This is a genomic window from Aquirufa avitistagni, from assembly GCF_042715545.1.
Taxonomy (GTDB): Bacteria; Bacteroidota; Bacteroidia; order Cytophagales; family Spirosomataceae; genus Aquirufa; species Aquirufa avitistagni.
Genome location: NZ_JBBKXZ010000001.1, coordinates 299871 through 325706, shown reverse-complemented (window position 1 = coordinate 325706; position 25836 = coordinate 299871). Strand labels below are relative to the sequence as shown.

Here is a 25836-nt window from a genome sequence, read left to right as displayed (position 1 = left end):
GTTAAAATTATAGACCAATGTTGATACCAAAAGTAAATGCACGTCCTTGAGGAATTGAGTTACGCTCAATACCTGAAGCCAAGTTCGAATCACCATTTGATGAAATTTCAGGGTCAACACCTAAGTAAGGAGTGAACAACAATAAGTTGGTTCCTTGTGCGTACACACGAATAGATGAAATTCCCATCGATGATAAGTTCGTAGGGATTTTATATCCTAAGGTTGCAGTCTGCAAACGTAAGAAATCACCTTTTTGAATGTTAGCATCAATCAAGAAAGCAGATCCATTCGAGATGTTATCACCATAAATAGCACGAGGTATTTCAGTGATTTGACCTGGAGTCTTCCAAGAATCTAACACATCCACTGAGTTGTTCCAAACACGTTGGTCGCGAAGACCCGCTTGTGAACCATTGTAGATGTAGTTACCACCTGAGAATGTAAAGTTCATTCCTAAATCAAATCCTTTGTAACGGAATGTGTTATTGAAACCACCGTAGAATGTAGGTAAGGTATTACCCAAAATCTGCTGCTGACTCGAAGGTGAAGTTGTAGGCTTACCATCTAAAGTTGTCCATGCATTTGCTCCACCTTGGTGTAAGTATTGTACTTTAGTACCATCACGTGTAACGAAGATACGGCGACCATTCTCTGGATTAACACCAGCAGTCTTCACACCATAAATTTGTGCTGCAGAATAACCTACTTTTGTAATACTTGTCGTCTCTAAACCTGATGTAGCAGTCAAGATTGGCGTATTTGCATCAACCAATGACGTAACCATGTTTTCGTTCGTTGCAAAGTTTACGTTCGTTGTCCAAACAAAACCATTTTTATCAATTGGTGTTGCTGTAACAGCTAATTCATATCCTTTGTTGTACATCGAACCTACGTTAGCCAAGATTGAGTTTCCTGGAATACCTTTAGAAGGTGACTGAGGAACGTTCAAAATCAAGTTATCAATATCCTTGTAGTAGTAGTTTGCTTCTACTTGAACACGATCATTCAAGAAGCTAACATCCAAACCAATGTTTGTTTGCGTAGATGTCTCCCACTTCAAGTCCTTGTTTCCAGCTTGGTTAAACGCTAACGTTGGCGCTGCTCCATATAAACTAGACGCGAATGTTGAATAAGAACCGTATGCATTCGGTACGTTACCGTTACCTACTTTACCATAACTAGCCTTCAAACGCAAGTTTGAGATCTTGTTTCCTAAGTCCATGCTCTTGAAGAATTTCTCTTCTGATACAGTCCAACCTAAAGAAGCTCCACCGAAATCACCCCAACGGTTTTCAGAAGATAATGCTGAGTTACCATCACGACGAACGTTTGCGCTAAAGAAATACTTGTTGGCATAGCTATACGAGAAGCTTGTAAAATATGCTTCATAAGCCACTTGTGAGATACCGTTACCAGCCGCTAAATTCGTTCCGTAGTTTCCTTGGAAATCTGTAAAGAAGAAGTCAGCTAAACCTTGACGCTGTGCACCCCAGTTTAAGACACGTGTTTTCTGAACGTCAGAACCTGCCACAACAGAGAAATTATGCTTCTCAGCTAATACCTTATTGTATTGCAATGTGTTAATTAAGTTCCAGTTATCTGAACGTGCTGTGTTGTTATACGCATCACCACTTACAGACCAGCCATCACCATTGAATGGGTTGAAGAAACGAATGTTCTCTGTGTTACGACGATCCCAAGAATAACTTGTTTTCGCAGTTAAACCTTCCGCTAAACGGAATTCACCGCCTAAATTAGCAATCAAACGTGTGTTTTCAGATGTAATCTTATCCAAATCACGTACAACAGCTGGGTTAGGGAACTGTGCTGGCAATAAGTTGTTTAAACGACCAATTGTGTTGTTTTCCAAATTGTATGAACCATCTGGTAAACGTGCAGGCAAGTTAGGTACTTGCGCTACTGCAATACGACCTAAACCTGATGTATTAAATGCACCACCTGCGTTCGAACCTGACATCGGAGCCTTGTTATAGGTGTTCGAGTAGTTGAAGTTGGCAGTCAATTTCAACCACTTCGTTGCTTGGTGATCCATATTGAAACGACCTGAACGACGTTGGAAGCTATTGCTTTTCAAGAAACCATCTTGATCTGAGTAACCTGCAGAGAAATAGTAGCTTGTTTTTTCGTTACCACCATTGATAGACAAGTTGTGGTTTTGCGAGAATGATGTTTGGTATACTTCTTTGTACCAATCTGTATCGATTAATGAACCATCTGCATTGTAAGAAGGCAAGAATGATTTATTCTGTGCATTACGCTGTGAAGCTGCTACAGCATTCGGATTTAATGCTAATGCATTCGCAATCGCACCATTTTTGTGCAACATGTATTGCTCAGCGTTTAATACATCTGGAAGACGTACTGCTTCTGAAACACCAGCCCAAGATTCAATCGAAACTTTTGCTTTTCCTGACTTACCACGCTTGGTTGTAATCAACAAAACACCAGCACCTGCACGAGATCCGTAGATCGCAGCTGAAGCCGCATCTTTCAAGATATCGATTGACTCAATGTCAGATGGGTTAATATCTGCCAACGGGTTGTTGGTCGTTGAGTTAGCTGAAACGTTATCCGTAGAAATTGGAATACCGTCAATAACGACTAAAGGAAACGAGCTCAATGAAAGTGAACTCAAACCACGTACACGAATCACAGGAGGGTTATTTAACAAACCGTTCGGTTGTGTAATGTTAACACCAGCTGCTTGACCCGTCAAACCTTGTGAGAAAGATTGTACCGGACGCTCAGCGATGGTAGCTGCCTTCACAGAAGATGCAGCACCTGTAAATTCTTGACGCTTTTTAGTTCCGTAACCTACGACAACCACTTCAGATAACTGCGTGTTATCTACTTGCAATTGCACATCGATCACTCCACGCGTACCTACTGCTACGGATTGTGTGCTAAAGCCAACGAACGAGTACACTAAAGAAGCGCCGTCGTTAACTGAAATCTTGTAAGAACCGTCAGCAGCCGTTGTTGTTCCTTTAGAAGAACCTTTGGCACTAACGCTTACGCCCGGAAGACCGCTCCCGTCCTCAGACGAAGTGACTTTACCGGTAACTTGCCTTGTTTGAGCGAATAATGTGCTTACTACAGCCATCATCAACACCCAGGATAGTACTAGTTTTTTCATGTTGTTTAGTTTAATGAATGAATTAGAATCCGAAATTTACTACCGAAACTCCAAAAACCAACTATTTGTTTAGAATTATTCTATAAGACCACAGGTAAACAATAGAATATTTGGCAAAAATAGGGCGAACCCGAAGATGCAGCGCTATTGATTTATCCAACCATACACGCCAAAAAAATCAAAGGCTGTCCTTGGGAAAGAACAGCCTTTGATACGTATGATTAAACAAACCGTATTATGGTCTTGTATCCCAGAATACTTTCGATAACATGTTCGATTTTTGTTTAAAGTTGGTATTCGCACTAACCTCCGAATCAGGATAGAACAAAGAACGAGGAATACCACCTGTCATGGCGGCAACGCTCGCGTCAACTGCTCTAAGCGCAGGATAACCCGTACGTCTCCAATCGTTCCATGGCTCAACAGCCACACCATAATTCGCGACATACTTCTCCGTAATGATTTTTGCGATATTACCTTCCAACGAAGTTGCATTTAGATTTCCATGCGCAGCAATGTACGCATTTTGATCTGCAGCGCTAACGCCCACCATGCTCATAGATGCTCTAATACCTTCTCTAAAGAAACCTTCCGCCGCGCTTGCACCCGCACCGTAACGTAATGCATGCTCTGCACGGATGAAATTATATTCAGCAAATGTTAATAAGCGAATCGGTGCAGCACCGGTATACGCATTATTATAAGCTGCTGCTGCAACAATAGCTCCAGACGCATTAACACTCGTCGCAGGAATGGCAGATTTCAAGTTTCCACGTAGGAATGTATGTGCGCGAGAATAGGCAAATGACTGACCATCCACTGGAGTTGCCCCTTTGTAGGTCCCTGAACCAAACGGAAAATCAGTGAAGTAGAATGGTCTTCTCGGATCCGTTGTACCATTCATCATGTCTACAAGTGTCTTGTTCGGGAAAAACTGATCTGGTCTTGAAATCTCAAACTGATGGATTGAGTTTTGAGACGAAACGGCATCAACAAAGCTCATTTGGAAATTATCCGCATTAGAACTTAAGAAGATCGCGTTGCTAGAAACAAGGGCATCCATTTTAGATTTAGCAAAAGCAGGATCTTTAGCTGAGTAATGTAAAAACAAACGCAGTTTCAAGGTGTTCGCTAAGCGCTCCCATCGCGTACGGTTACCCAAAAATATCGTCTCATCATTACCTGGACTTAAAGCAGACGTAGTTGCCTTCACATCAGCGATACCTTGATCAATTAATTCAATGACTTTGGTATAAATAACTTCATCATCATCAAGCTTCGGCTGATTAATCTCAGGTGATTTAAATGCTTCTGAATAGGGTAAGTCTCCCCACATATCGACTGCCTGAGAATATACGTATGCCTTCAAAATACGAGCAACTCCACGGTAGTGTGGGCTTTTCTCGCTGTTGGCAATGATATATTCAATATCTGCCAACTGGCCAGCAAATAAAGACGCGTATAAATTGTTCACGTCTGTAGGCTGAATTAGATATCTAGCATATTCACGTGACTGCGTACCTGCCGCTCCTTGTCCAGCAAATTGCTGTGCAATCAGGGAAGTAAAACGATGCATATCGCTACCACCTCTAAAACCTACGTTAACGGTAACGCTGGTAAGTACTTGAGAGATCGGTGCGGAAGTTGGCGAGTTCGGACTAACATTGATGTCCAAATAACTGTCGCAAGAGCTCGTAACCACAAAAACAGCGGCTACCAAACTCATTGATATATATCTGATAATTTTCATATGCTTATAAATATTTATGATTAAAAAGTAGCTCGTAAGAAGAAACCATAATTTCTACTTTGAGGTAAACCATTTGCCTCAAAACCTTGTGAATTTGTCACACCTGTTGCATTAGTCTCTGGATCAAAATGCGGGAAGTTCGGTGCGTATAACCAAAGATTACGACCATTAACCCCAAGCTCCATCTTACCAATTGGCGTTTTGGCTAACACTTTACTTGGCACTGTGTAGGAAATTGACGCCTCACGTAGTCGTAACCAAGAACCATCAAATACATACGATTCACCTGTACCAAAATTGTAGATGTTGGTCCAATAATCTTGCGCTGTAATAGCAGTTGTATTTGGCTGACCATTCGCTAACGTTCCTTCGATTACGTATGGTTTAGCTAAGTCACCATTAGCCGCGAATCTGTCAAACTCGGCTGTTTCTTTCGCAGTACCGCTTCGGTATAAGTCACCGATATTACGTGAATACACATCGCCACCTTTACGGATATCAATTAAGAAGTTGAAATTAAAATTCTTGTAACGAATGTTATTCGTGATACCAGCTGTCCAATCCGGGTTGGTATTTCCGATGGCCCCTTGTAATGGACTCAAGGAAGGTAAACCATTCGCACCAATCAATTTCTTACCATCTGACGCTCTGTTAAACACAGATCCAAACAATAAACCATACGGTTGGCCTGCATAAAGACGTGTTCCTGGCGTAGTAAATCCACCTAATTGGATAAATTCAACCCCTTTCGCTAACGACTCAACAATTGGATCTAGTGTAGTAAAGTTGGCCGAGATATCCCATGAACCGTTGCTTGTTTGCAAAGGAGTACCCGTGATTAACAATTCAAATCCTTTTTGCTTCAATGAACCAGCATTTCTGTTCTGTGAAGTAAAACCAGTAGAGGGGCCTACCGGCACAGCAAAGATCAAGTCTGTCGACAAGGTGTTGAAATAATTCATTTCAATACCCAATCTGTTCTTGAAAAACTTAGCTTCTAATCCAATTTCTCTTGAAGTCGTAAACTCAGGTCCCAAGTTCGGGTCAGCCTGCGTGTTGCTCAATGTACGTCCACCCAAGTTATTATAAGGGAAGTTGATTACAGGACCGAAACCATCACTAGCTCCTGCTAATAGGAATAAGGTGTTGGTTGCATAGGTACCTGCCTCTTTACCTACTTTAGCATAGTTTCCAGATAATTTCAAGAAACTTAACACATTCGACTTCAATGCAGGGAATGCCTCCGTGGCAATAAAGCTACCCGCGATAGATGGGTAGAAATAGGAGTTCTGACCCGCACCAAACGTAGAAGAATAATCATTTCTTCCTGTAAAGCTCAGGTTAGCATAACCTTTGTAGCTAAAGTTAAACTCTCCGAATACACCCACTAATCTTCTGTTTGCCGTTTGATTAAATGCAGTTACCACCGAAGCATTGGAAATATTCTTTAGATCTCTGATTGCTAAGTTTCTACCTGTTGTACTCATGTATGTCGTTCTACTTTCAACAATCTCATTACCGATATTGAAGTCCAACTTCAAATCATCTGTAATATTTTTATTACCAATAATCTGGAAATAGGAGTTCATATCTCTTGAAGTCAATGAACTATTCGCAATACCACCTGTACCGCCAGCAGATGTATTCGCACCACCGCGTGCACCAATTTGGTCATATCCAACAGTGCCATACGCAGAGGCATCAACACCTAATCGATAATTAACCGCTAACCAAGGCTTTAGATAATATTTCAAAGCAACATTACCGATTACACGATCCAACTCATCCGTGAACGTGTTATTTTTCAACGTCCAGTATGGGTTATCTGTGTTATCAAAAAATACTTGATTTCCTGTAGCAGGATCTTCGAATGGAATTCCTGATAAATCATAGTTTCTTGGCATGAACCAAGATCTGAAGAACGGGTTCGAAAGTTGGTTACCAATTTGTGATCTTTCAGAAACTGAAGTAATATATTGCGCAGAAACGCTAGCAGATAGTTTTTCCGATACCTGTGAATTAGCATTCAAGGTGAAGTTGTTTCTATTGAGGGAATTACTACTTAGAATACCCGTTTCTTGCAAATTTCCGTATGAGAATCTAAATGCTGATTTATCCGTTCCACCTTGAAAACTAAGGTTGTTCTGCATATTAAATCCTTGTTGGAAAATATCTTTCACGTTGTTCGGATAAGCCGTTAAGTTTTCTTGCTTACCAAACGCATTCGTAACTGTTTGACCAGCAATTTTAGGTCCCCAGGAAAGATTACTAATCGGGTTATAGGTACCTCTAACAGATCCTTGCGCATATTCATTTTGATACTCAGGCATTCTGTTTACTTCCACTACGTTGTAAGAGGAGTTAAATACCACGCTATTTTTCTGACCAGTCTTACCTTTTTTCGTGGTGATCAAGATTGCTCCGTTGGCCGCTCTTGAACCATAAAGTGCAGCTGCTGCTGGACCTTTCAGGATGGACATGTTCTCAATATCTTCTTGGTTGATGTCAATCGCTCTATTTGAATTGGAAACACCATTTTGCAATGCGTTAGAACCTCCACCGTTGTCGATAGGCACACCATCCACCACAAATAAGGGTTGGTTAGATCCCGTAAACGTCGTAAAACCACGAATAAAAATGGCAGTGGATGATCCCACCATACCATTTGATGAAGCAATACGGACACCGGCTACCTTCGCAGCAAGTGCATTCACGGGGTTCGTTGTTCTACCTACCGTCAATTGCTCGTTCGTAATCGTTGATGTAGCATAACCTAACGATTTCTTATCGCGAAGGACTCCACCCGCTGTTACGACAACCTCATTGAGTAATTTGGAGTCTACCTCTAAAATTACGTTAAGTGAATTCGCATTACCGACAGGAATCGTTTTGTTAAGGAAACCTACCGAAGAGAATACTAACGACGCACCATTTCCTACCGAAATTTTGTAGGTTCCATCTGCAGATGTCGTTGTTCCTGTAGTTGTACCTTTGATGCTGACACTGACTCCCGGAATTGTACTCCCATCCTCAGATGAAGTAACTTTACCGGTAACTTGCCTTGTTTGAGCGAATAATGTACTGACTACAGTCATCATTAACACCCAGGAGAGTACTAGTTTTTTCATGTTGTTTAGTTTAATGAATATTAATTCGAAAAATAGTATTCATACGCCAAAACCCCATGTATTATTAATAAATCTTCTTTATAAGCTTCATAAAACAAAATATTATTTGGCAAAAAAAAGGGCAACCCAATGGATTGCCCTTTTCGTACTCACGTTACAATTAACTAGTTTTTATCCCAGAATAATTTTGTTGTGACAACATCACCGCCAATTGCCGAAGCAGCAGCCGTGTAGTTCTTACCATTCAATGTCTGCTCCGTATTTGGATACGTTAGACGTGTAGGGAAGCCAGACTTCGCGTTAATAGGAGCCGTGATCTTCGGTTGGTCTAAACGACGAACTTCAGTCCAGGTCTCATACGGACGGTTATATGAAGCAATCCATTTTTGCGTTCCAATTTTTTGCTTCCAATCTCCTGCAGCCGTAGCGTATGCCACTTCAGGTTGTGCTAAATAAGCAGCAGCCTGCGCAGCAGTACCACCCCAATAAAGGATAGAAGCAGTAATTGCGTTATTGTAATGCGACTCAGCTGAACCAGCGACTGTAAATCCTCTTTCTTTAGCTTCCGCACGTAAGAATTCAGTTTCTACATAATCCGCTAATACATAAGGTGCATCCGCAGCAACTACTTTCGCACCAGCGCGAGAGAAGTCTACATACGTATTTACTTTACCTACAATTCCACCAGCATATTTACCACCATTGTTAGTAGAGAAATATAATCCGGTACGTGGATCATTCCAGCCTAACAATTTATCCATCAGATCTTTCGCAGCGATGTAATCTTGACGACCACCTAAAACGATGTCCACGTGAATTGGATTTTGGTTAGGAGAAGCTGTTAAATACGTAAACAAGCCATTATCTGCAGCTGAAGAAATAGCGCCTGCATCTGAAGCTTCCGCAGCAGCTTTTGCCGCAGAACCATCAACATCTGCTAAAACCATACCTAACTTGAAACGTAAGGTATTGCCAAACTTAGCCCACTTAGACACATTACCTTTGTAAACCACATCTTCTGATGCTGTAAAGCCAGCAGCTGAAGCATCAAGTTTAGCGATGGATGCATTTAAACGTGTCAACAAGCTAGCTGAAACTGTTTTTGCATCATCATATACTGGGAACAATTGTGTGGCATCAAGTGCTTGAGTATACGGAACGTTACCGAATGTATTCACCAGAATACTAAATGTATACACTTCCATGATATCTAAGATGGCTAGTTTATTTGCCTTTTCCTTAGGTAACAAGGTTGGATCTGCGTTGATTAAACGAGCAGATTCACGTAAATCAGCTAATACATCGCGGTACATACCATTCCACCATGAATTGGGAATCGCACGTGTTGCGAAATCGTACTGTGCTTCATCTTGATATACGGCCATAGCCCATTGGCTAGTCGTAAAACGGAACACGTTTGTGTTCACACTAGCAGTAGCTAAGTTGCCCGCAAGCGACTTAACTGCATTTGAAAACAAGGTCGGTGCTGGAATAGCAGCCGGCTTTTTTGTTTCCACATTTAGTGAGGCTAAATCCTCTGTACAAGCTGATGCAAGAAACAAAAGCGGTACAAAAACTAAAAATATTCTTTTCATCTGTATGTTAAAATTTAGGATGATTAAAACAATAATTTCACGTTAAAACCAACGGAACGGGTTGTTGGATACGCACCTGATTGATATCCTTGCAAGTTACCTGCAGATAAATTCTCCTCAGGATCTGAATAAGGAATGTTCTTGTGAATAAGCCACAAGTTGCGTCCGAAAACAGATAAATCTACTCCCTTCACGCCACCTAATTTAGCAACGATTGCACGTGGCAATGAATACGTTAAGTTAGCCTCACGCAATTTCACGAACGATGCATCATAAATGAACGCATGTTGTGGATTACGGTAATATCCGAAGATACCATAGTCATTACCTACACGAATGTTATTCTTAGAACCATCCGCTAAAACGCCTGGTACGATAACACCACCACCATCAGCTAAATCATTACGCGAAGGCTTGCCTAAATCATTAAGCAATGCTGATTCCGCTAACACACCTGTTGCAGCTCCATAATATTGATCCAACGAGAAGATAGAACCTCCAGCTTTCACATCAATCAAGAAACTAAATGTTACATTCTTGTAACGGAATGAGTTATTAACACCACCGATCCAATCCGGATTAACATTACCGATGTTGTTCGTCGTAGTCGTAGTCATGTCATAGTATCCATTAGCTTTCACTAATTTCTCACCATTCACAAACTTCCAAGTTCTACCTTTCAAAATACCGTAAGGCTCACCCACTGTTGCGTTTAATGTAACACCACCTTGGAAAGAGGCCAACTGTAAATTTTGGCTTTCATTGTATAGACTTAACACTTTATTGCGATTACGCGTAAAGTTTACGTTTACATTCCATGAGAAATCTGGAGTTTTGATTGGATTTGCGTAAACGCTAACCTCAAAACCTTTGTTCTCAATGTTACCTGCATTAACAAATGTTGAATTATAACCTGTAGCTGTAGAAACGGCTGCTGGCAAAATTTGATCCAACGTGTTTGTGTGGTAGTAAGTCAAATCAAATCCAAAACGGTTTTGCATGAATGCCATTTCCAAACCAATCTCTTTCGAAATCGTTTGCTCTGGCTTCAAACCTGGATTGTTTTGCGTTCCCGGTACCGAGAATAAAATAGTCGAACCGAAAGGTGCCGGTTGATCATATACGTTTTTGATTGATCCCCAAGGAGCATCATTACCTACCGTTGCATAGTTCGCACGCAATTTACCTGATGTTAACCAAGGCAAATCTTCTAAGTGATGTGAGAATAACCAGCTAGCTGAACCAGCATAATATAAATACGCATTGTTTTCAACTGGCAAAGTAGACGATTTGTCTTGACGTACCGTTCCATCTAATGTTAAGAAGTCTTTGTATGTCAATGTCGCTCCTCCAAAAAGACCAAACACTTCACGTGGATTGTAATTTTCAGAAGGTGCAGAAACCGTACCTTTAGAGTTTGCAATTGAATACAAACCAGGAACGATCAAACCACCATTCGTGATAGCATAGATCGAACGGTTTAACGACTTACGTAAGTTTAAACCAGCTAACGCTTTCAAGTTAATATCTGCCGTCAAATTCTTGTCAAAGTTTGAGATTAAATCATAGTTGATTTCCTCAAAGTGACGATCATAACGTGAATATTCAGGAATATCCGTAGAACCTACAGCAATACGCTCCTCTTGGAATTCATCATATGAATCCATCGTAATACGTCCTAAGATATTTAAATAATCTGTAGGCTTGTAATTCAACATCGCATTACCAAACACACGTGTACGTGTATCGTTCTCATAATTTTGGTAACGAGTCCAGTAGTAGTTATCTGTATAGATAGGCTTCAAACCAGCTGCAGTAGAAGGATCAGACCAGTTCCACGTAACGTTCTTGTTGTTACGGAAATAAGCTTCTTTTTGCTCTACAATATCTACGTTCGTTTGATACCACTGACGGAAGTTTTGATTCACATTCAATCCATCATAACCTGTACCGTAACGACCTAAACCAGAAACAACCGAAAAGTTAGACGTAGCCGAAGCAACTAACTTAGGTGAAATCTGATACGTACCTGAAATGTTCATGATGTTCTTAATCACCGATGAATTCGGCAATGTACCACGATCTTCGTTACGCGTATACCCTAATTTGAAAGATCCTTTATCCGTTGCTCCATCTAATGCAATATTAGTATTGTTAGAAATCGCAGTCTCATAGAATTTTTCAGGTGTATTCGCCGCAGCTGACCAAGGCTTCGCTTTTTGGAAGTTAGGACCAGCAGGATCAAAAGCATCCCAGTGATAAACCATACGACCATCAAATTTAGTACCGTATGAAGCATCTTCCGATGTAGGTACGACTAAATCATCTTGACCATCACCATTCGCATCAAAATAGAAGAAACCATCTTTTTGATATGGATCAGAATAACCAGCACCATATTGGTTTTGGTATTTAGGGAAAGTTGTTTTGTCAATTGTTCCAACAGATAAACCTGAGTTGATTGTCAAACCTAAACCTTTCTTCGCTTTCTTCGTCGTGATCATGATCACACCATTCGATGCACGAGAACCGTAAAGTGCCGTAGCCGCAGCTCCCTTCAATACCGTCATTGACTCAATATCATCCGGGTTAATATCTGCCGCAGCATTACCGTAATCATATCCTCCACGACCTGTACGCTGGTTCGTTGAGTTTGTCACCGAGTTATCGATCGGCACACCATCCACAACAAACATGGCTTGGTTATTACCTGTTAACGACTTAGATCCACGAATAACAACGTTCGTCGAACCACCGATTGAGTTACCTTGTGTAATTTGAACACCCGATACTTTACCAGATAATTGAGAGAATGCGTTACCTGAACGGACACGCGTTAACTCATCTCCTTTAATTTGTTGCGCAGCATAAGGCAATGAGTTTTTTGTACGGGTTAAACCCAAGGCAGTAACGACAACTTCGTTTAATTCAGAAGCATCAGATGCCAACACTACGTTAATAGCTGTTTGACTTCCTACTGAAATTGTTTGTTGCTTATATCCGACAAAGCCGAATACTAATACTGCACCGTCACCTACTGAAATCTTGTAAGATCCATCGGCGCCAGTTGTTGTACCACGAGCGGTACCTTTCAAGCTGACACTAACTCCTGGCAGAGCAGCACCATCTTCTGATGAAGTAACTTTACCAGTTACTTGTCTTGTTTGAGCAAATAATGAACTGCAAACAGTCATTACCATTACCCAAATGAGTAAGAGTTTTTTCATGTTGATTAATTTAATTAATGAAAAATATTAATAAAAGTTATGCAAGTTAGAGATTTTCTTTTTGCGACCAAAGAAAATTTTGAAAAAGGAATGGTCAACCTACCGAAACCCCGCTGAAATTCAATAAAGCCAAATCTTTTCGTGGATTTCCACTAAATAAACAATCTGAACCCACTAGAATACTTGCCATAAATTAAGCATAGCGAAACACCTGTAAAAAAGAAAAGGGAGTAAGCTTTCGCTTACCCCCTTTCTACTGTCATAAATATGACGAATTAATTTACTTCCAACTTGGATTTTGAACCAAATTAGGATTTGCATTCGTCAAAGTCTCCGTGATAGGGAATGTCCACTCACGTGATGTAGGTGTTAATGAACACTTATCTACTGGAGATTGTGCAGGAATTCCGCACGTACTTCCTCTTTGTAACGTTCTAGATGTACGCTTCAAATCAAAGAAACGGTGACCTTCGCCAACGAACTCTCTTCTTCTTTCATCTGCGATGGCATTTACCAACGTAGCTCCTGTTAAATCTTCATTCACATAGCCGCTGATTCTAGCCGTTCTAACTGCGTTCAAATCACGCATCGCTAAGGCATCTTGAGGCGAGCTTGAACGTGCATACGCTTCAGCTCTAATCAAGTATAATTCAGCTGTTTTCATGGCAATAAAATTCGCATTACCGTTAGACACACCACCTTTACCTCTATACTTCGTTAAAGCTAATGCCTGAGGAACTTCCGTAGTTCTGTTCACATTCGCAAAATAAGCACCGTAACGGATGTCATTACTACGAATTAAACCTGTTGTACCTGCAATCGTTGCGATTTCTAACGCTGGACGGAAATAACTTCTGTTATTCGTTGCGAAGAAAGCAAGGAATGATGGTCCACTTTGGCCTGCATCAAATTGTACGTTCCAGATGATCTCACCAGCAGCTGCCTCTGAGTACATTCCGTTGAACGTAGTTTGATTGTTAACTAAAGCCGGTGCAATAGCGATACCTGCCGTTGCTGCTGCGATTGCATCCGCATACAAACCTGCATAAAGCGAAACACGTGCTTTCAATAAATGAACAGCTGCTAAACCCATTTTAGGACGAATGACTGCAAATCCTTGATTTACATTTTTGTCAACATCCGCTAAAAGTGTTTGTGCTGCATTAATGTCAGCAAACATTTCATCATAGTATACTTTGTTGGATAATCTTACTGGCTTTGCATCAGAAGAAATTTCAAACGTTTTGCTATAATTCAACGCTAACGTTGTCGTGCTGTTGCGATCATAATTCTCTGCAAAATATCTGAAAAGATCAAAATGCGCCATAGCTCTAATCGCATGTGCTTGACCTTTGATACGATTTGCCGTCTTTTTGTTCGCTGGCGTGGTAAACTTATCTACATCACGCAATACAATGTTTGCTACAGAAATTACCTTGTAACCTGCATTGTAGATGTTCGTGATTTGAGCGGTATTTTGCTGAAACTGGAAATTTGACATATCTCTCGAATTTGCCAATGTTTGGATTGTTTCATACAAGTTATCACTTAACACATCGGGCATAATGGCTAAGCCAGCACCCGTACCACTTCCAGAACCATAGTAATCATTAGCTCTAAAGTTTGCATAGGCACCGTCAAGTACCTGCTCTAATTGACCCATGTTAGATGGGTTATTCACAGCGTCCAGCGTAAATTCTGGCGCAAGATTAACAAAACTGTCTTGGCAGCTTTGCAACGTAAATGCAGCGATTAATACCAATGCTGAGGTACGTTTGAATATTTTAGTTATCATAATATCTAAGTGTTTAATAATTAAAACCCAATGCTTAAACCAAATGTAGTTTGTACCAATGAAGGATACTGAGCACCTGTTAATGAAGTACCTGTAGCCTCTGGATCAAAACCTCTAAATTTAGTAATCGTAAATAGGTTTTGTCCTTGAACAAAAACACGTGCGGATCTTACTTTAATTTTCTTTAAAGTGTTCGCATTAAACGTGTAACCTAATGTTACGTTACGAAGTCTCCAGAAACTAGCATCATCAATTAATCTAGATGTTTGAGCTCTGTATGGGTTTCCTGGTCTTGGAACATCCGTGATTTTATTCGTTGGCGTCCACTCATTAAGCACAGAAATATGCATGTTATCCCAGTAATACGTCGGGTTAATGATGTTATTCAAATCATTATTATACATTTCTCTTCCTAAGAAGAAGTTGGCCTGAGCACTTAAATCAAACCCTGCATACGAAAGTCTAGTAGTCAAACCACCGAACAATGGTGCATCAGACGTACCATACTTGATTTTATCGGCTACGTTAAATGTCTGTGTTTTTGTACCATCTAACTTCGTGTACAAAGCATTTCCTGTTTCAGGATCAACACCCGCAAAAGGAACCAAGAACAACGTATTGATTGGACTTCCTTTAGATAATACCGTCACACCAGAAATTACGTTGTCTTGAGGTAATGCCACAATTTCGTTTTTGTTGTATGAGATATTACCACCAATGTTCCATGTGAATGATCCAGTTTTGATAATGTCTGCATTTAACGAAAATTCAATACCTTGGTTTTGAACCTCACCAAAGTTACTTTGGATCGATGTGAAACCACCTGCAGAAGGATCTACCGGAAGGTTATAGAATTGATCCGTTGTATTTCTTGAATAAACTTCAACCGTACCATTGATTCTATTTTTCATGACAGAAAAGTCAACACCAATATTGGCTGTTGAGTTGATCTCCCATGTTAAACTTGGGTTACCCGGTACACTTGGAGTCCATGCTCCCACACCTGCGTATGAAGTTCTTCCGAATTGTGGAATTGGATACAAATCAGCACCGTTGTTACCCGTTGTACCATAACTAGCTCTAAACTTAAGGCTAGAGATAAACGCGATATCGCGGATAAATGCTTCTTCGCTAGCTAACCACACAGCTCCTACAGATCCAAAGTTTGCCCACTTGTTGTTCAAACCAAATCTAGATGAACCATCGCGACGTGCAACAACGTTCAAGAAATACTTACCATCATAACCGTAGTTTACGGTAGCAAAAGCAGACATTAAGCCATATTGCTCACCATTACCTGCAACCGCTGGAATGTAGTTAGGCGTCGTAGCCGTTCCTGGCGTGATACCTGCTTCGTTCGTAAATCCATTCGTAAATCCGTAACCTGTAAATTGAAAAGATCTGAAGTCATTCTTGATCAATTCACCAAAAACACCTGCACTGATTTCGTGCTTACCGAACGTCGCATTGTAGTTTACTGAAGTCGTTCCTGTAAAGCGGAAGTTTCTGTTCATCGCTCTTGTCAAGATACCTTGACGTGCAATACCACCTGAAACACGTGGATCTGTAAACGCCGCATTTTCATTTTGTGTATAATCTACACCCCAGTTTGTTCTTAAAAACAAACCTTTTACTGCTGGAATGTGATACTCTAAATATGAAGTAGCAATACCTTTAATTTGCTTATTAAAGTTGTAGTTTAAAAACAACTCCATCGCACCGTTTGGCTGGCCTGAACCTAATTGGCCCGTACCTGCACCACCTGATTGATTGTAGCTTCCATCAGGAAGTTGGGCTACCTCATATGGATTACTCCAACGAATCGCATTCAAAGGTGAACTTAAAAACGTATTCGCTTCTGACGTATTTGTTCTATCAGAGAAACCACCTTGAATACCTAAACCAAATTTGAAATTCTTAACCGTGTTGTCCACATTCGCACGTACTGTGTAACGCTTCAAACCAGTAGTCTTGACAATACCTTCTTGATCCATGTAAGCTAAAGAAGCATAGAACTTGCTCGCTTCGTTACCACCTGTGGCCGAGATTTGATGTTGCTCCGTTTTCGCAGTGCGGAACAATTCATCACGCCAGCTAAAATTAACTTTGCTTAATGAATCACTCTCTGCTTTTGACCATCCGTACGGATTGCCACGCTGAAGCTCATACTTAATTTTCTCCTCACTATTCATCACAATTAAACGATCTTCTGGCATCGTGCTTTGACCTAATTGATAATCATAGTTGATTTGAACTTGACCCGCTTTACCACGCTTAGTTGTAATAACGAATACTCCGTTAGCTCCTCTAGAACCGTAAATACCTGTTGACACAGCATCCTTAAGCACTTCGATACTCTCGAAGTCACCCTGGTTCATTGTCTGAAAATCAGCCGCTGAAATCTCAACTCCATCCATAATAAATAATGGCGTATTTACACCATTGATGGAACCGTTACCACGAATACGCACAACGGCTTGTTGGCCTGGTTGACCACCATTCGCCATAACAGATACACCTGTCGCCGCACCTTGCAAAGCCTGGTCGAATGAACCAAATGGCTGCTTAGCTACTTCTTTAGATGAAATGTTTGCTGTCGCTCCAGAGAAAGTTCGCTTTTGAATTGAACTATAACCTGTCACAACTACTTCAGATAACTGACGTGAATCCGTAGATAACGCCACGTTGATAACCGATTGATTACCTACTGAAACACTTTGTGTGTTTAATCCTACAAAGGAGAATACCAATGTAGTGGATGCACTTGGAACTGAAACGGAATAACTTCCGTCTACATTTGTTTGCGTTCCTTTGTTTGTTCCTTTAATAGAAACAGTGACACCTGGTAGCCCCGAGCCGTCCTCGGCCGAAGTTACCTTTCCGGTTATCTTTCTGTCCTGCGCAATTAAGCTGGTTAGGGTGAAGAAAGCCAACACGAAAGTCATGAGTAAATTTTTTTTCATGTACTTTTTAGTTTGGGGTGAGAAAATTTGTTTAACTAATTAATTGTAACTCGAAAATTAGGGAAATGTTAATAAAGAGACAAATTTTTGCCAAATTATCAACGGCCAAATGGACAATTTTCAGAATAAACGAAGGGAAAACACTTAAATCACACTGATTTAGCGTATGGAAACACAAACGAATAGGAATATACTCAGGTTAGGACTACCTGCTCATTTTGATTAAAATAGTACGATTCCGTGAAATTAGACGATTTGGTTTAATACGAGCACGCCCAATAGACCCGCTACAGACACAATCGTTTCCATCAAGGACCAGGAACGAATCGTTTCTTTGACCGACAAATTAAAATATTCTTTAAACATCCAAAATCCGGTATCATTCACATGCGAGAACATCAAACTCCCCGCACCAATACTCAAGACCATTAAATTAGGATTAACATCTCCCGCAGCGACCAAAGGCAAAATCATCCCCGCCGCCGTTAAGCCTGCGATCGTCGCCGAACCAATACATACACGAATGATCGCAGCCATCAACCAGCCTAATACTAAGGGAGGAATCGGTAAACTACCCAAATAGCCTGCAATTTCTTTGCTGACTCCGGACACCAACAAAACCTCTTTAAAAGTTCCCGCACCCGCAATGATCAATAAAATCATGCCCACATCCTTCACCGCTTCCGTGTAAATACCCATCACATGCTCCATGGATTTCCCTAAGCGTAAGCCCAAGGTCCAGGTGGCGAAACAGATGGCCACCAACATTACCATGGCCGGATCGGAGATTAAATGTAAAAAAGGGCTGAAAGTGGAATCTTTGCCCAGCTGCACATCGAGCGCAGTCGTCACCACTAATAAAAAGACGGGCAACAAGGCCGTTAAAAAACTCGAAAACGTACTTGGCAATTCATCTTCCGGAACCTCCTGAACAGCAAACGTCTTCAAGGGTTTGGGCTTGATATGACCGAGCGTTTTAGCAAAAATAGGTCCAGCCAAGATAATCGCCGGAATAGAAACAATGATCCCATAAATTAAAGTCGTCCCCATATTCGCATGGAACTGCGCGACCAAAGCAGCTGGAGAAGGGTGTGGTGGTAAATATCCGTGGGCCACCGACAAAGAAGCCATCATGGGAACACCCGCCATCAAAGGATTTAATTTGAATTTCTGCACCAGGGCAAAAATCAGTGGGATCATCAGCACAAAGCCGACATTATAAAATAAAGGAATACCAATAATGAATCCCGTGAACATCAAGCCCCAGGAAATATTCTTTTCGCCAAACAACCGAATCAACGTCGACGCGATTTGTTGGGCCGCCCCACTACTCGCCACCAATTTCCCCAGCATCGCCCCTAACACAATAATGGTCACCAAGGAACCCAGCGTATCCCCCAAACCTTTTTGAATCGATTTCGCCAAATCAGGCAATGGCAATCCTAAGAGTACGCCCGCGCACAAACTCACCAAAAGAAAGGCGATAAATGAATTGACTTTTAAATAGGTGATGAGAAAGACCAACAGGCCTATACAGAGGATAACGATTGCAATGGACATCTGATTAAATAGGTTTTGCACCAAAGTACAAATAATTCTTTTTAAAGAAAAGACGTTGGACGTTGGACGCTAGACGTCAGACGCTAGACGCTAGACGTTGGACGTTGGACGTCGGAATAAATGGTAGAGACGCGATACGTCACGTTTTGAAAAAATAAAAGACGCGAAGTATCGCGTCTCTACAATAATCGGCGCGCAAAGCGCCTCAAACTTTGGCAATCCTGAAAGGTTTGCCAATGAAAAAAACAAGAATCAAAGTCAAACGTCCAGCGTCCAACGTCTAACGTCTAGATTTAAAATTCCCCGTAAGTATCCTCCAAATACTGCTTCATCACCAGAATATCTTCCTTCGAAGTTAAATCCGGCACATTCTCCGCTAATGGAATGGTATAAAAACCACGCCCTTCGCCTTCTCCAAACATCACCACCGACGTAGGTAATTCCTTTTCATTACGCACCGCATGGAACGGTGTCTTAGCCAAATAAGGCAAGAACGTCGACGCCTCGAAGACAAACACGTTCATACTCACGCCCAAGCGGCCAATCTTGGCCATCAACTCCTCCGCCTGCTCAGCCGTAGGCTTTTCAATAATCTCCAATAAATACCCATCCGCATCTGTGCGAATCAAGGCAAACGCTGAAATACGCTCCGCCGGATACAATAAACTATCGCGGTGATACGAGATCAACGCATTCGGTTCCGGAGATGCCCAAAGCGTTTTCAACGCATTCACACTATATAGGTTATCGGAATTACAAACAATTACGCGTCCCGTTTGCCAATCCGCATGTTGCATTAATGCCTGATAAACTGCATCCGCTGTTCCGGCTGGCTTCTCGCGATCCGCAGGGATTTGTTGGCGTGCGAACACGATTTTCATGCCCCAGCACGCATCTTTGGCCATTAGGCTTTCGCAATATTCCTGCGACACCCTATCCGTAGGGTGCAATAATAACATCACCTCTTCTATCCCCGCCAAATGCGCATTGTATAATTGGTAATCAATTAAAGTCTTTCCATTCTTACCCACTTGAATCATTCCCTTCGTCACCGAGTTTGCTTGCGCAACTAAGTTCGGATCTAAATCACTCGCTCCTTCGGCCATCGCCTTCTTCATACGCGAAGCCATTCCGCCCGCCAAAATCAATAATCTCTTTTTCATATCTTAATAAAATAAACTTGCTTTCTCTTCTTGCGTACCTACATCGACGCGAATAATGTACCCTTTTCCCCCTGCCTCATTGATCGCTTGCACCACCGCTTCCGGATTTTGCGGGGAATAGGCAAACATGCAACCACCGCCACCTGAACCATTAATCTTGGCTCCCAAAGCTCCTGCTCCCAAAGCTGCCTCGATCATGCGATCGATTTTCGGCGTCGAAATGCGCTTATGTTCACGCAAATTCACTTGGTGCTGGTTTAACAAATCTCCCAAACGCGCATCTTCCCAAGGAGTCTCCCCTTCAAACATGGCTTTGGCAGCGAGTAAAATATCACGATCCGAAATATTTGCGGATAATAAAATCCACTCGTCGGCGGTCAATAAAGATTTATACGCTGCACAGGCTTCGATTGTGGTCGTTGCCAAATCGAACGCCGGATCTACTTGTTTAATTTTTTCAATACCACCCAAGGTCCCAAATTTGACATGGGCTAAAATGCCGAGTGTATCTTTAGCCTCACCGGAATCACCTAAAACAAATGTGCCGAGATCCCGGGCATAGGTTTTAATAGAAATTTCTGGTTGGCTAGCCAAGTAAATAACATTGCCCACCGCCGTGGCATACTGATCCATCATCCCACCGGGTTCCGTAAACTCCAGTACTTCGGCTTCGTAGGTGATTTCACCCACTTCCTTTTGGGAATAACCCAGCTTATACATTTCATTGAGCAATTGCACCCATGAAACGAGTAAGGCAGAGGAACTCGACGTGCCTGAATTGATGGGAATATTACCGCGTACTTCTAATTCTAATCCTTTGTCGATGACATGTCCCCGGCGCTGCAACACGTTGCAAACACTTTTGAAATAGTCACGCTCCTGCGTATACGCTAATGGGTAATCCAGGACGAATTCGTCACTTTTTTGCACATCAGGCAGTTCAAAATGAACCACACGATCGGGGCGAAAAGCGCCTTTGATTTGAATACGTTTTGAAATCGCAGCCGCGATAACGGGAAGACCTAAATAGTCTTGATGTTCACCAAACAAACAAATCCTCCCCGGAGTAGATACAATCATATGCATTGACAATAAACAAAAGTACAAAATTGATTTTAAAAAAATAGTTTACCTTTGAACCACGCAATCTAAACCAATGATTACAAACCGCTTCCCTGCAGTTGATTATTTTCGCGGGTTTATCTTATTTCTGTTGGCCGCCGAAAGCACCGGCCTCTACGAGCACCTCGAAACGCTCTTCCCTCATTCCTTTATTTTGAAGCAATTTTTCCATGCCGACTGGCAAGGATTACATTTTTGGGATTTGATCCAACCGGGATTTATGTTGATTGCTGGATCTGCCCTTTATTTTTCGACCTATAAACGATTAGACCAAGGAGCAACCTATGCCACGATATGGCCTCACGTCATCAAAAGGTCCATTTTCCTATTCCTTGCCGGCACCGGATTACATTGCATTTACCGGGGTGAAATGGTATTGGAATTGTGGAATGTATTGACCCAACTCGCCTTTACGACACTGATTACATTCTTTTTGCTGCGCTTTTCGATTCCCTTGCAAATCGCCGCATCGCTCCTATTGTTATTGATTTCCCATTCCCTGTATGTGTTTAGTTCGATTCCGGGTTATGACCAACCGTATACCCCGGATCAAAATTTTGGATCCTACATCGATCTGTTCCTGATGGGAAAACTCAGTCGTGGACATTGGATTGCGATGAACTTTTTACCTACGGCGGCTCATACGATTTGGGGTGCGTTGATCGGCCGAATGATACATCGGACGAGCCCACCCCAACTCGTTTTTCGCACGTTTTTGGGCCTCGGGGTCTTGGGGGTTATTGCCGGATATGGGCTCGATATGGCTGGAATTCCAATCATCAAACGAACAGCGACTTTATCCTTCACGCTCGCATCTGCTGGCTGGATTACCTTACTCATGGCCCTTTTCTACAAAAACTGGTCAAGTGAAAAACCCGTGCTCGCCATGCCTAAGTACCTGAATTCAATTGGCAATAACTCCTTATTGATCTACCTCTTCTTCGAAACCATCGTTCCGCAATGGTTGAATAAAACGACTCACATATTTGTGGCCGGATTCGCGCATTTGGTTTCGATTCCAGAAGCCTGGGGCGATGTGCTTACGTCGATCGTGGTGCTGATGCTGATTGTCAAATTAGCGACGTGGTTGGATTCCAAAAAGATTTATTTCAAATTGTAGACACGGTGTTTAGTCCGGAGGGAAGGAGTCCGAAGTCCGGAGGATTATAGTCCGAAGGAAAATAGTCCGGAGGGAAATAGTCCGGAGGGAATGAGTCCGGAGTCCAGAGGATTATAGTCCGAAGGAAAATAGTCCGGAGGAAAATAGTCTGGAGTTTCCTACATAAATAGCTATCAACGTCCAATCTGTATTGCAACTCTATAATTCTATACTATACTGACGACTCCGGACTATAGACTCCGGACTAACGTCCAACGTCTGACGTATAGCGTCTGGCATATAAGCTACTGCTCATTGATGAGCTGTAGCTTATATGCCCACGTCTGCGCAATATTCCACGCCTTCGTCTTTGCCTCTTCGGTTTTAGGACCTGCAAAATGAGCGTCTAGGGTGGCGGAAAACATTTCGAACCAACGGTCAAAATGAGCCATGGTCAACGGGACTTTTTGGTTGATTTCTAAGTGCGGACGCATGGGTGCGCCTTTGTAATTGGATCCATCGAGCAGTAGCATCTCCCAGAAATCGTACATTTTGGGCAAATGATGTGTCCAATCTACCTGCATCACATCGATAAACACATGCCCCACCAAATCATCCGATTTCATGCCGCCATAAAAGGCATCCACAAAAACCTTGATGTCATCTCGAGAGGCGATGTCGTTCATTACTTGCGTGTTTTGACATTGGCCAATAACCATTGACCTACTTTCGCACCTTGCTTCGCACCCTCGTCTAAGGCTGGGCGGAAGTGAATTCCACCGTACAGCCGACTAACCGATGCCTCATCCGATGCCTGAATAAATGAAGTAAACTTACGTGGCGGCAAGCCGTAGGGAACCTCCGTGGAATCATTGAATGCCACATTATCGCCATACACCTTCGTTAATACCTCAGCAGCTGCACGCGAAATCGTACTGTGACCCGACGTATATTCTGGGAATGGAGGCGTTTGCAACACCGGAATCCAAGTCTTATCAATCGACGCATTAATTACAGTCTCTGGACGAATGCGAATCGACCGGTATTTCTCATCCCAGCACGAAATAAATCCATCAAAAATAGCTAAGGATGTTAAAGCCAACGCCTCCGCTGTTTCCACATAGGTCTTGTTGTATTGACGCGAAATTTGCGCCACAATGCCCAACCAGTGTCCACCCGGCGACATTTTCTTGGTCGCAAACATCGCATGTCCGGTAATATTCATTTTAAAGGGATTACAATCCCAGAAGTTGGCAATATCCCGCTGCTCATTCGTCAAATTCTTCACTGTCTCATACGAATCCATCACCTCTTTGTAGTAAGGACTGCCTTTGGTTAAATCAAATTTAGACGGTTCCGGCGCTCTAAATTGAGCCGAAGAATCCAAGGCCACGGGACGAACTTTCGTCCAATAAGGCTCAACCGCATCCATATAGGCAGGGGGCGTCGGGGTCCAAGTTCCTGGTAAATTCGTCACTGTAAAGCGGAAACCACGCGTTTGCTTGTAATTATCTTTGGCAGCCCAGCGCATCACGGATGCCGCAATGGAATCGCCTAATGCGACCGAACGCTCATATACCTCATCCGGCATGCCCGTCTTGCGGAAATCTGCCTCGATTTGTTTGTCAAATTCAACATATAATTCTTGGGCGAAGGTTAACTTTTTACCCACGGAAAGAAACGCACGGGTGGAAACCAAGGGATAACAATATTCCAATCCTGCCTCTGGCTGAGCCACTTTTTCGAAGCCATTTAACTGACCCACAAACGAGCGAAAACGCTTGTCGGCATGAATCGCCCCTTCGTATCCCGCCACACTGGCATACATATAAATACGGGAAGAAACCGGTGGCGCGAAGATATCGTGGATGATACTTTCGGTCAACATATTTTGTGCACGCTCCAAAAACTTGGGATTCGATGCCTCCTGCTGATAGTTCGGGTTGGTTTTTTTACATGAGGTAAAAGCGGCCAACAAGGCAAATATGAGTACTATTCTTTTCATACGATCAAACAAAATGAGCGACAAAGATACAAATTAAGTGGAAAAATTTCCTGATAAATATCAGGCCGGCAAACAGCTTTCCGCGGCTTCTCGACCTGAATGCATGGCCGACTGCAATGACGGGAAGCCCGTAAAGTCACCGGCTAACACGATACCCGCCTCCACAGCTTTTTGCTTCAGTTCATCAAAAGCACCTACGACCGGTAAAGCTTCCGGCAGCAGGTACTCCTTCAAAAATGCCCATTTTTGGATGCTGGGGCCAACAAACAGAGCGAGCTCCGCTAAAACATCTGCCGACTGCATTGAGACATCGAGTGTGGTCACGGAAATCAAATCCTTGCCTTTCGGCGCATAGCTTGGCTGTACATTATTCAAGTAAGCATAATGCAACACCCGACTATTGGGTACTAAATGCAACATCGACTTATTGTCGGCTGAAGCAGGCGCTTGAAAATAAAGGGTCTTCGTGCTCCAAAAGGCACCTTTTTCGAGTGACACCCCCAACAGTTTCGCCGCAGTCGAAGCGTCCGTGGCTAGAATCACACGGCTTGCTTCCACGCTAGACCCATCCGCAAAATTTACTTGATGCGCTGAAACTTGAGTCACCTGCGTACCCAGACGAATCGAATCTGCAGGTAACGCAGCTGCTATGTGTAAAGGAATTGCCCCGATACCCGCAGCAGGCATCGCCGCAGTCCCCTCTAAAAATTGCTTCATGTAATAGCGAAACAAGGAAGCTGGCGGATTCAAACCTGCCGACAAAAATATCCCGGCAAAAAACGGCCGTAAAAAATGTGCTTGGAATTTAGTTGAGAAACCCCAGCGATTTAGAAAATCTTGCGTGGATTCATGGGACCCTAATGGTTCTACATCTTTTTGCGTGATGAACCACAAGCGGGCTAATAACAAAGCATCCTTTATGGTCATGATCCCAGAAGCTAAGGCATCGAACAGAGACCCCGGTTGTTTGAGGGGATTCACGAAGGCCAACCAGCCAGCTTGATACCACAAATAAGCGCCCGATTCAAACGAGGCTAGATCCAAGGCAGGCAAGTCCAAACTGCGTTGCACTTCCGGATAATTTGTTTGTAAAACTTGAAATCCTACATCGAGTGTAAAGCCTTTGACATGCTCGGAGTGGAGACGTCCGCCTACGTGATTTTGGGCGTCCACCAACAAAAATGGAATCTGATTTAAATGCAATTGTGAGGCGGCCTGCAAGCCGGCCATTCCGGCTCCAATGATGACAACTGGTTTCATGAATTAATTAAA

The 25836-nt window shown here is 42.4% G+C and carries 14 protein-coding genes; 1 reads left to right on the top strand and 13 read right to left on the bottom strand.

The window, feature by feature from the left end; translation table 11 throughout:
* Positions 1–7: 7 nt before the first annotated feature.
* The 10 genes from U0R10_RS01335 to U0R10_RS01290 all read right to left on the bottom strand — a co-directional run bounded on the left by U0R10_RS01335 (position 8) and on the right by U0R10_RS01290 (position 21418).
* On the bottom strand, positions 8–3157 hold the full coding sequence (locus U0R10_RS01335) for a SusC/RagA family TonB-linked outer membrane protein (protein ID WP_377981881.1): 3150 nt from the start codon (positions 3155–3157) through the stop codon (positions 8–10).
* 235 nt (positions 3158–3392) lie between these two features.
* Entirely contained in the window at positions 3393–4907 is a 1515-nt protein-coding gene (locus tag U0R10_RS01330; RefSeq protein WP_377981880.1) for a SusD/RagB family nutrient-binding outer membrane lipoprotein, read from the bottom strand.
* A 20-nt stretch (positions 4908–4927) separates the two neighbouring features.
* Positions 4928–8035, bottom strand: a complete 3108-nt coding sequence (locus U0R10_RS01325) for a SusC/RagA family TonB-linked outer membrane protein (protein WP_377981879.1) — start codon at positions 8033–8035, stop codon at positions 4928–4930.
* Between the two features lie 164 nt (positions 8036–8199).
* Entirely contained in the window at positions 8200–9630 is a 1431-nt protein-coding gene (locus tag U0R10_RS01320) for a SusD/RagB family nutrient-binding outer membrane lipoprotein (RefSeq protein WP_377981878.1), read from the bottom strand.
* 23 nt (positions 9631–9653) lie between these two features.
* Positions 9654–12857 carry a SusC/RagA family TonB-linked outer membrane protein gene (locus U0R10_RS01315; protein WP_377981877.1) on the bottom strand — a complete coding sequence of 1068 codons (3204 nt, stop codon included), beginning with the start codon at positions 12855–12857 and terminating at the stop codon, positions 9654–9656.
* A gap of 280 nt (positions 12858–13137) precedes the next feature.
* On the bottom strand, positions 13138–14652 hold the full coding sequence (locus tag U0R10_RS01310; RefSeq protein WP_377981876.1) for a RagB/SusD family nutrient uptake outer membrane protein: 1515 nt from the start codon (positions 14650–14652) through the stop codon (positions 13138–13140).
* 20 nt (positions 14653–14672) lie between these two features.
* A complete protein-coding gene (locus tag U0R10_RS01305) occupies positions 14673–17615 on the bottom strand; it encodes a SusC/RagA family TonB-linked outer membrane protein (RefSeq protein ID WP_377981875.1) in 2943 nt (980 codons plus the stop codon).
* 246 nt (positions 17616–17861) lie between these two features.
* Positions 17862–19175 carry a gluconate:H+ symporter gene (locus tag U0R10_RS01300; RefSeq protein ID WP_377981874.1) on the bottom strand — a complete coding sequence of 438 codons (1314 nt, stop codon included), beginning with the start codon at positions 19173–19175 and terminating at the stop codon, positions 17862–17864.
* Positions 19176–19468: 293 nt separating this feature from the next.
* Positions 19469–20338 (bottom strand): sugar phosphate nucleotidyltransferase, encoded by an 870-nt coding sequence (locus U0R10_RS01295; protein WP_377981873.1) that lies wholly within the window; start codon positions 20336–20338, stop codon positions 19469–19471.
* A gap of 3 nt (positions 20339–20341) precedes the next feature.
* Complete coding sequence (locus U0R10_RS01290) at positions 20342–21418, bottom strand: mevalonate kinase family protein (RefSeq protein WP_377981872.1); 1077 nt, start codon at positions 21416–21418, stop codon at positions 20342–20344.
* A gap of 76 nt (positions 21419–21494) precedes the next feature.
* Between U0R10_RS01290 and U0R10_RS01285 the strand changes: the two genes are divergently transcribed.
* Positions 21495–22580 carry a DUF5009 domain-containing protein gene (locus U0R10_RS01285; RefSeq protein WP_377981871.1) on the top strand — a complete coding sequence of 362 codons (1086 nt, stop codon included), beginning with the start codon at positions 21495–21497 and terminating at the stop codon, positions 22578–22580.
* 284 nt (positions 22581–22864) lie between these two features.
* Here the strand turns inward: U0R10_RS01285 and U0R10_RS01280 are convergent, their stop codons facing one another.
* The 3 genes from U0R10_RS01280 to U0R10_RS01270 are packed head-to-tail and all read right to left on the bottom strand — an operon-like array spanning position 22865 to position 25824.
* Positions 22865–23245: a group III truncated hemoglobin gene (locus tag U0R10_RS01280; RefSeq protein ID WP_377981870.1), complete on the bottom strand. Its 381-nt coding sequence runs from the start codon at positions 23243–23245 to the stop codon at positions 22865–22867.
* A complete protein-coding gene (locus U0R10_RS01275; RefSeq protein WP_377981869.1) occupies positions 23245–24564 on the bottom strand; it encodes a vanadium-dependent haloperoxidase in 1320 nt (439 codons plus the stop codon). The genes U0R10_RS01280 and U0R10_RS01275 overlap by 1 nt, the downstream gene beginning before the upstream one ends.
* 60 nt (positions 24565–24624) lie before the next feature.
* Positions 24625–25824: a protoporphyrinogen/coproporphyrinogen oxidase gene (locus U0R10_RS01270; RefSeq protein ID WP_377981868.1), complete on the bottom strand. Its 1200-nt coding sequence runs from the start codon at positions 25822–25824 to the stop codon at positions 24625–24627.
* Positions 25825–25836: the final 12 nt, after the last annotated feature.

Excerpts from the sequence above, each read along its gene's own strand:
- U0R10_RS01335 (WP_377981881.1), bottom strand. The coding sequence starts at position 3,157 with ATGAAAAAACTAGTACTATCCTGGGTGTTGATGATGGCTGTAGTAAGC.
- U0R10_RS01330 (WP_377981880.1), bottom strand. The coding sequence starts at position 4,907 with ATGAAAATTATCAGATATATATCAATGAGTTTGGTAGCCGCTGTTTTT.
- U0R10_RS01325 (WP_377981879.1), bottom strand. The coding sequence starts at position 8,035 with ATGAAAAAACTAGTACTCTCCTGGGTGTTAATGATGACTGTAGTCAGT.
- U0R10_RS01320 (WP_377981878.1), bottom strand. The coding sequence starts at position 9,630 with ATGAAAAGAATATTTTTAGTTTTTGTACCGCTTTTGTTTCTTGCATCA.
- U0R10_RS01315 (WP_377981877.1), bottom strand. The coding sequence starts at position 12,857 with ATGAAAAAACTCTTACTCATTTGGGTAATGGTAATGACTGTTTGCAGT.
- U0R10_RS01310 (WP_377981876.1), bottom strand. The coding sequence starts at position 14,652 with ATGATAACTAAAATATTCAAACGTACCTCAGCATTGGTATTAATCGCT.
- U0R10_RS01305 (WP_377981875.1), bottom strand. The coding sequence starts at position 17,615 with ATGAAAAAAAATTTACTCATGACTTTCGTGTTGGCTTTCTTCACCCTA.
- U0R10_RS01300 (WP_377981874.1), bottom strand. The coding sequence starts at position 19,175 with ATGTCCATTGCAATCGTTATCCTCTGTATAGGCCTGTTGGTCTTTCTC.
- U0R10_RS01295 (WP_377981873.1), bottom strand. The coding sequence starts at position 20,338 with ATGAAAAAGAGATTATTGATTTTGGCGGGCGGAATGGCTTCGCGTATG.
- U0R10_RS01290 (WP_377981872.1), bottom strand. The coding sequence starts at position 21,418 with ATGATTGTATCTACTCCGGGGAGGATTTGTTTGTTTGGTGAACATCAA.
- U0R10_RS01285 (WP_377981871.1), top strand. The coding sequence starts at position 21,495 with ATGATTACAAACCGCTTCCCTGCAGTTGATTATTTTCGCGGGTTTATC.
- U0R10_RS01280 (WP_377981870.1), bottom strand. The coding sequence starts at position 23,245 with ATGAACGACATCGCCTCTCGAGATGACATCAAGGTTTTTGTGGATGCC.
- U0R10_RS01275 (WP_377981869.1), bottom strand. The coding sequence starts at position 24,564 with ATGAAAAGAATAGTACTCATATTTGCCTTGTTGGCCGCTTTTACCTCA.
- U0R10_RS01270 (WP_377981868.1), bottom strand. The coding sequence starts at position 25,824 with ATGAAACCAGTTGTCATCATTGGAGCCGGAATGGCCGGCTTGCAGGCC.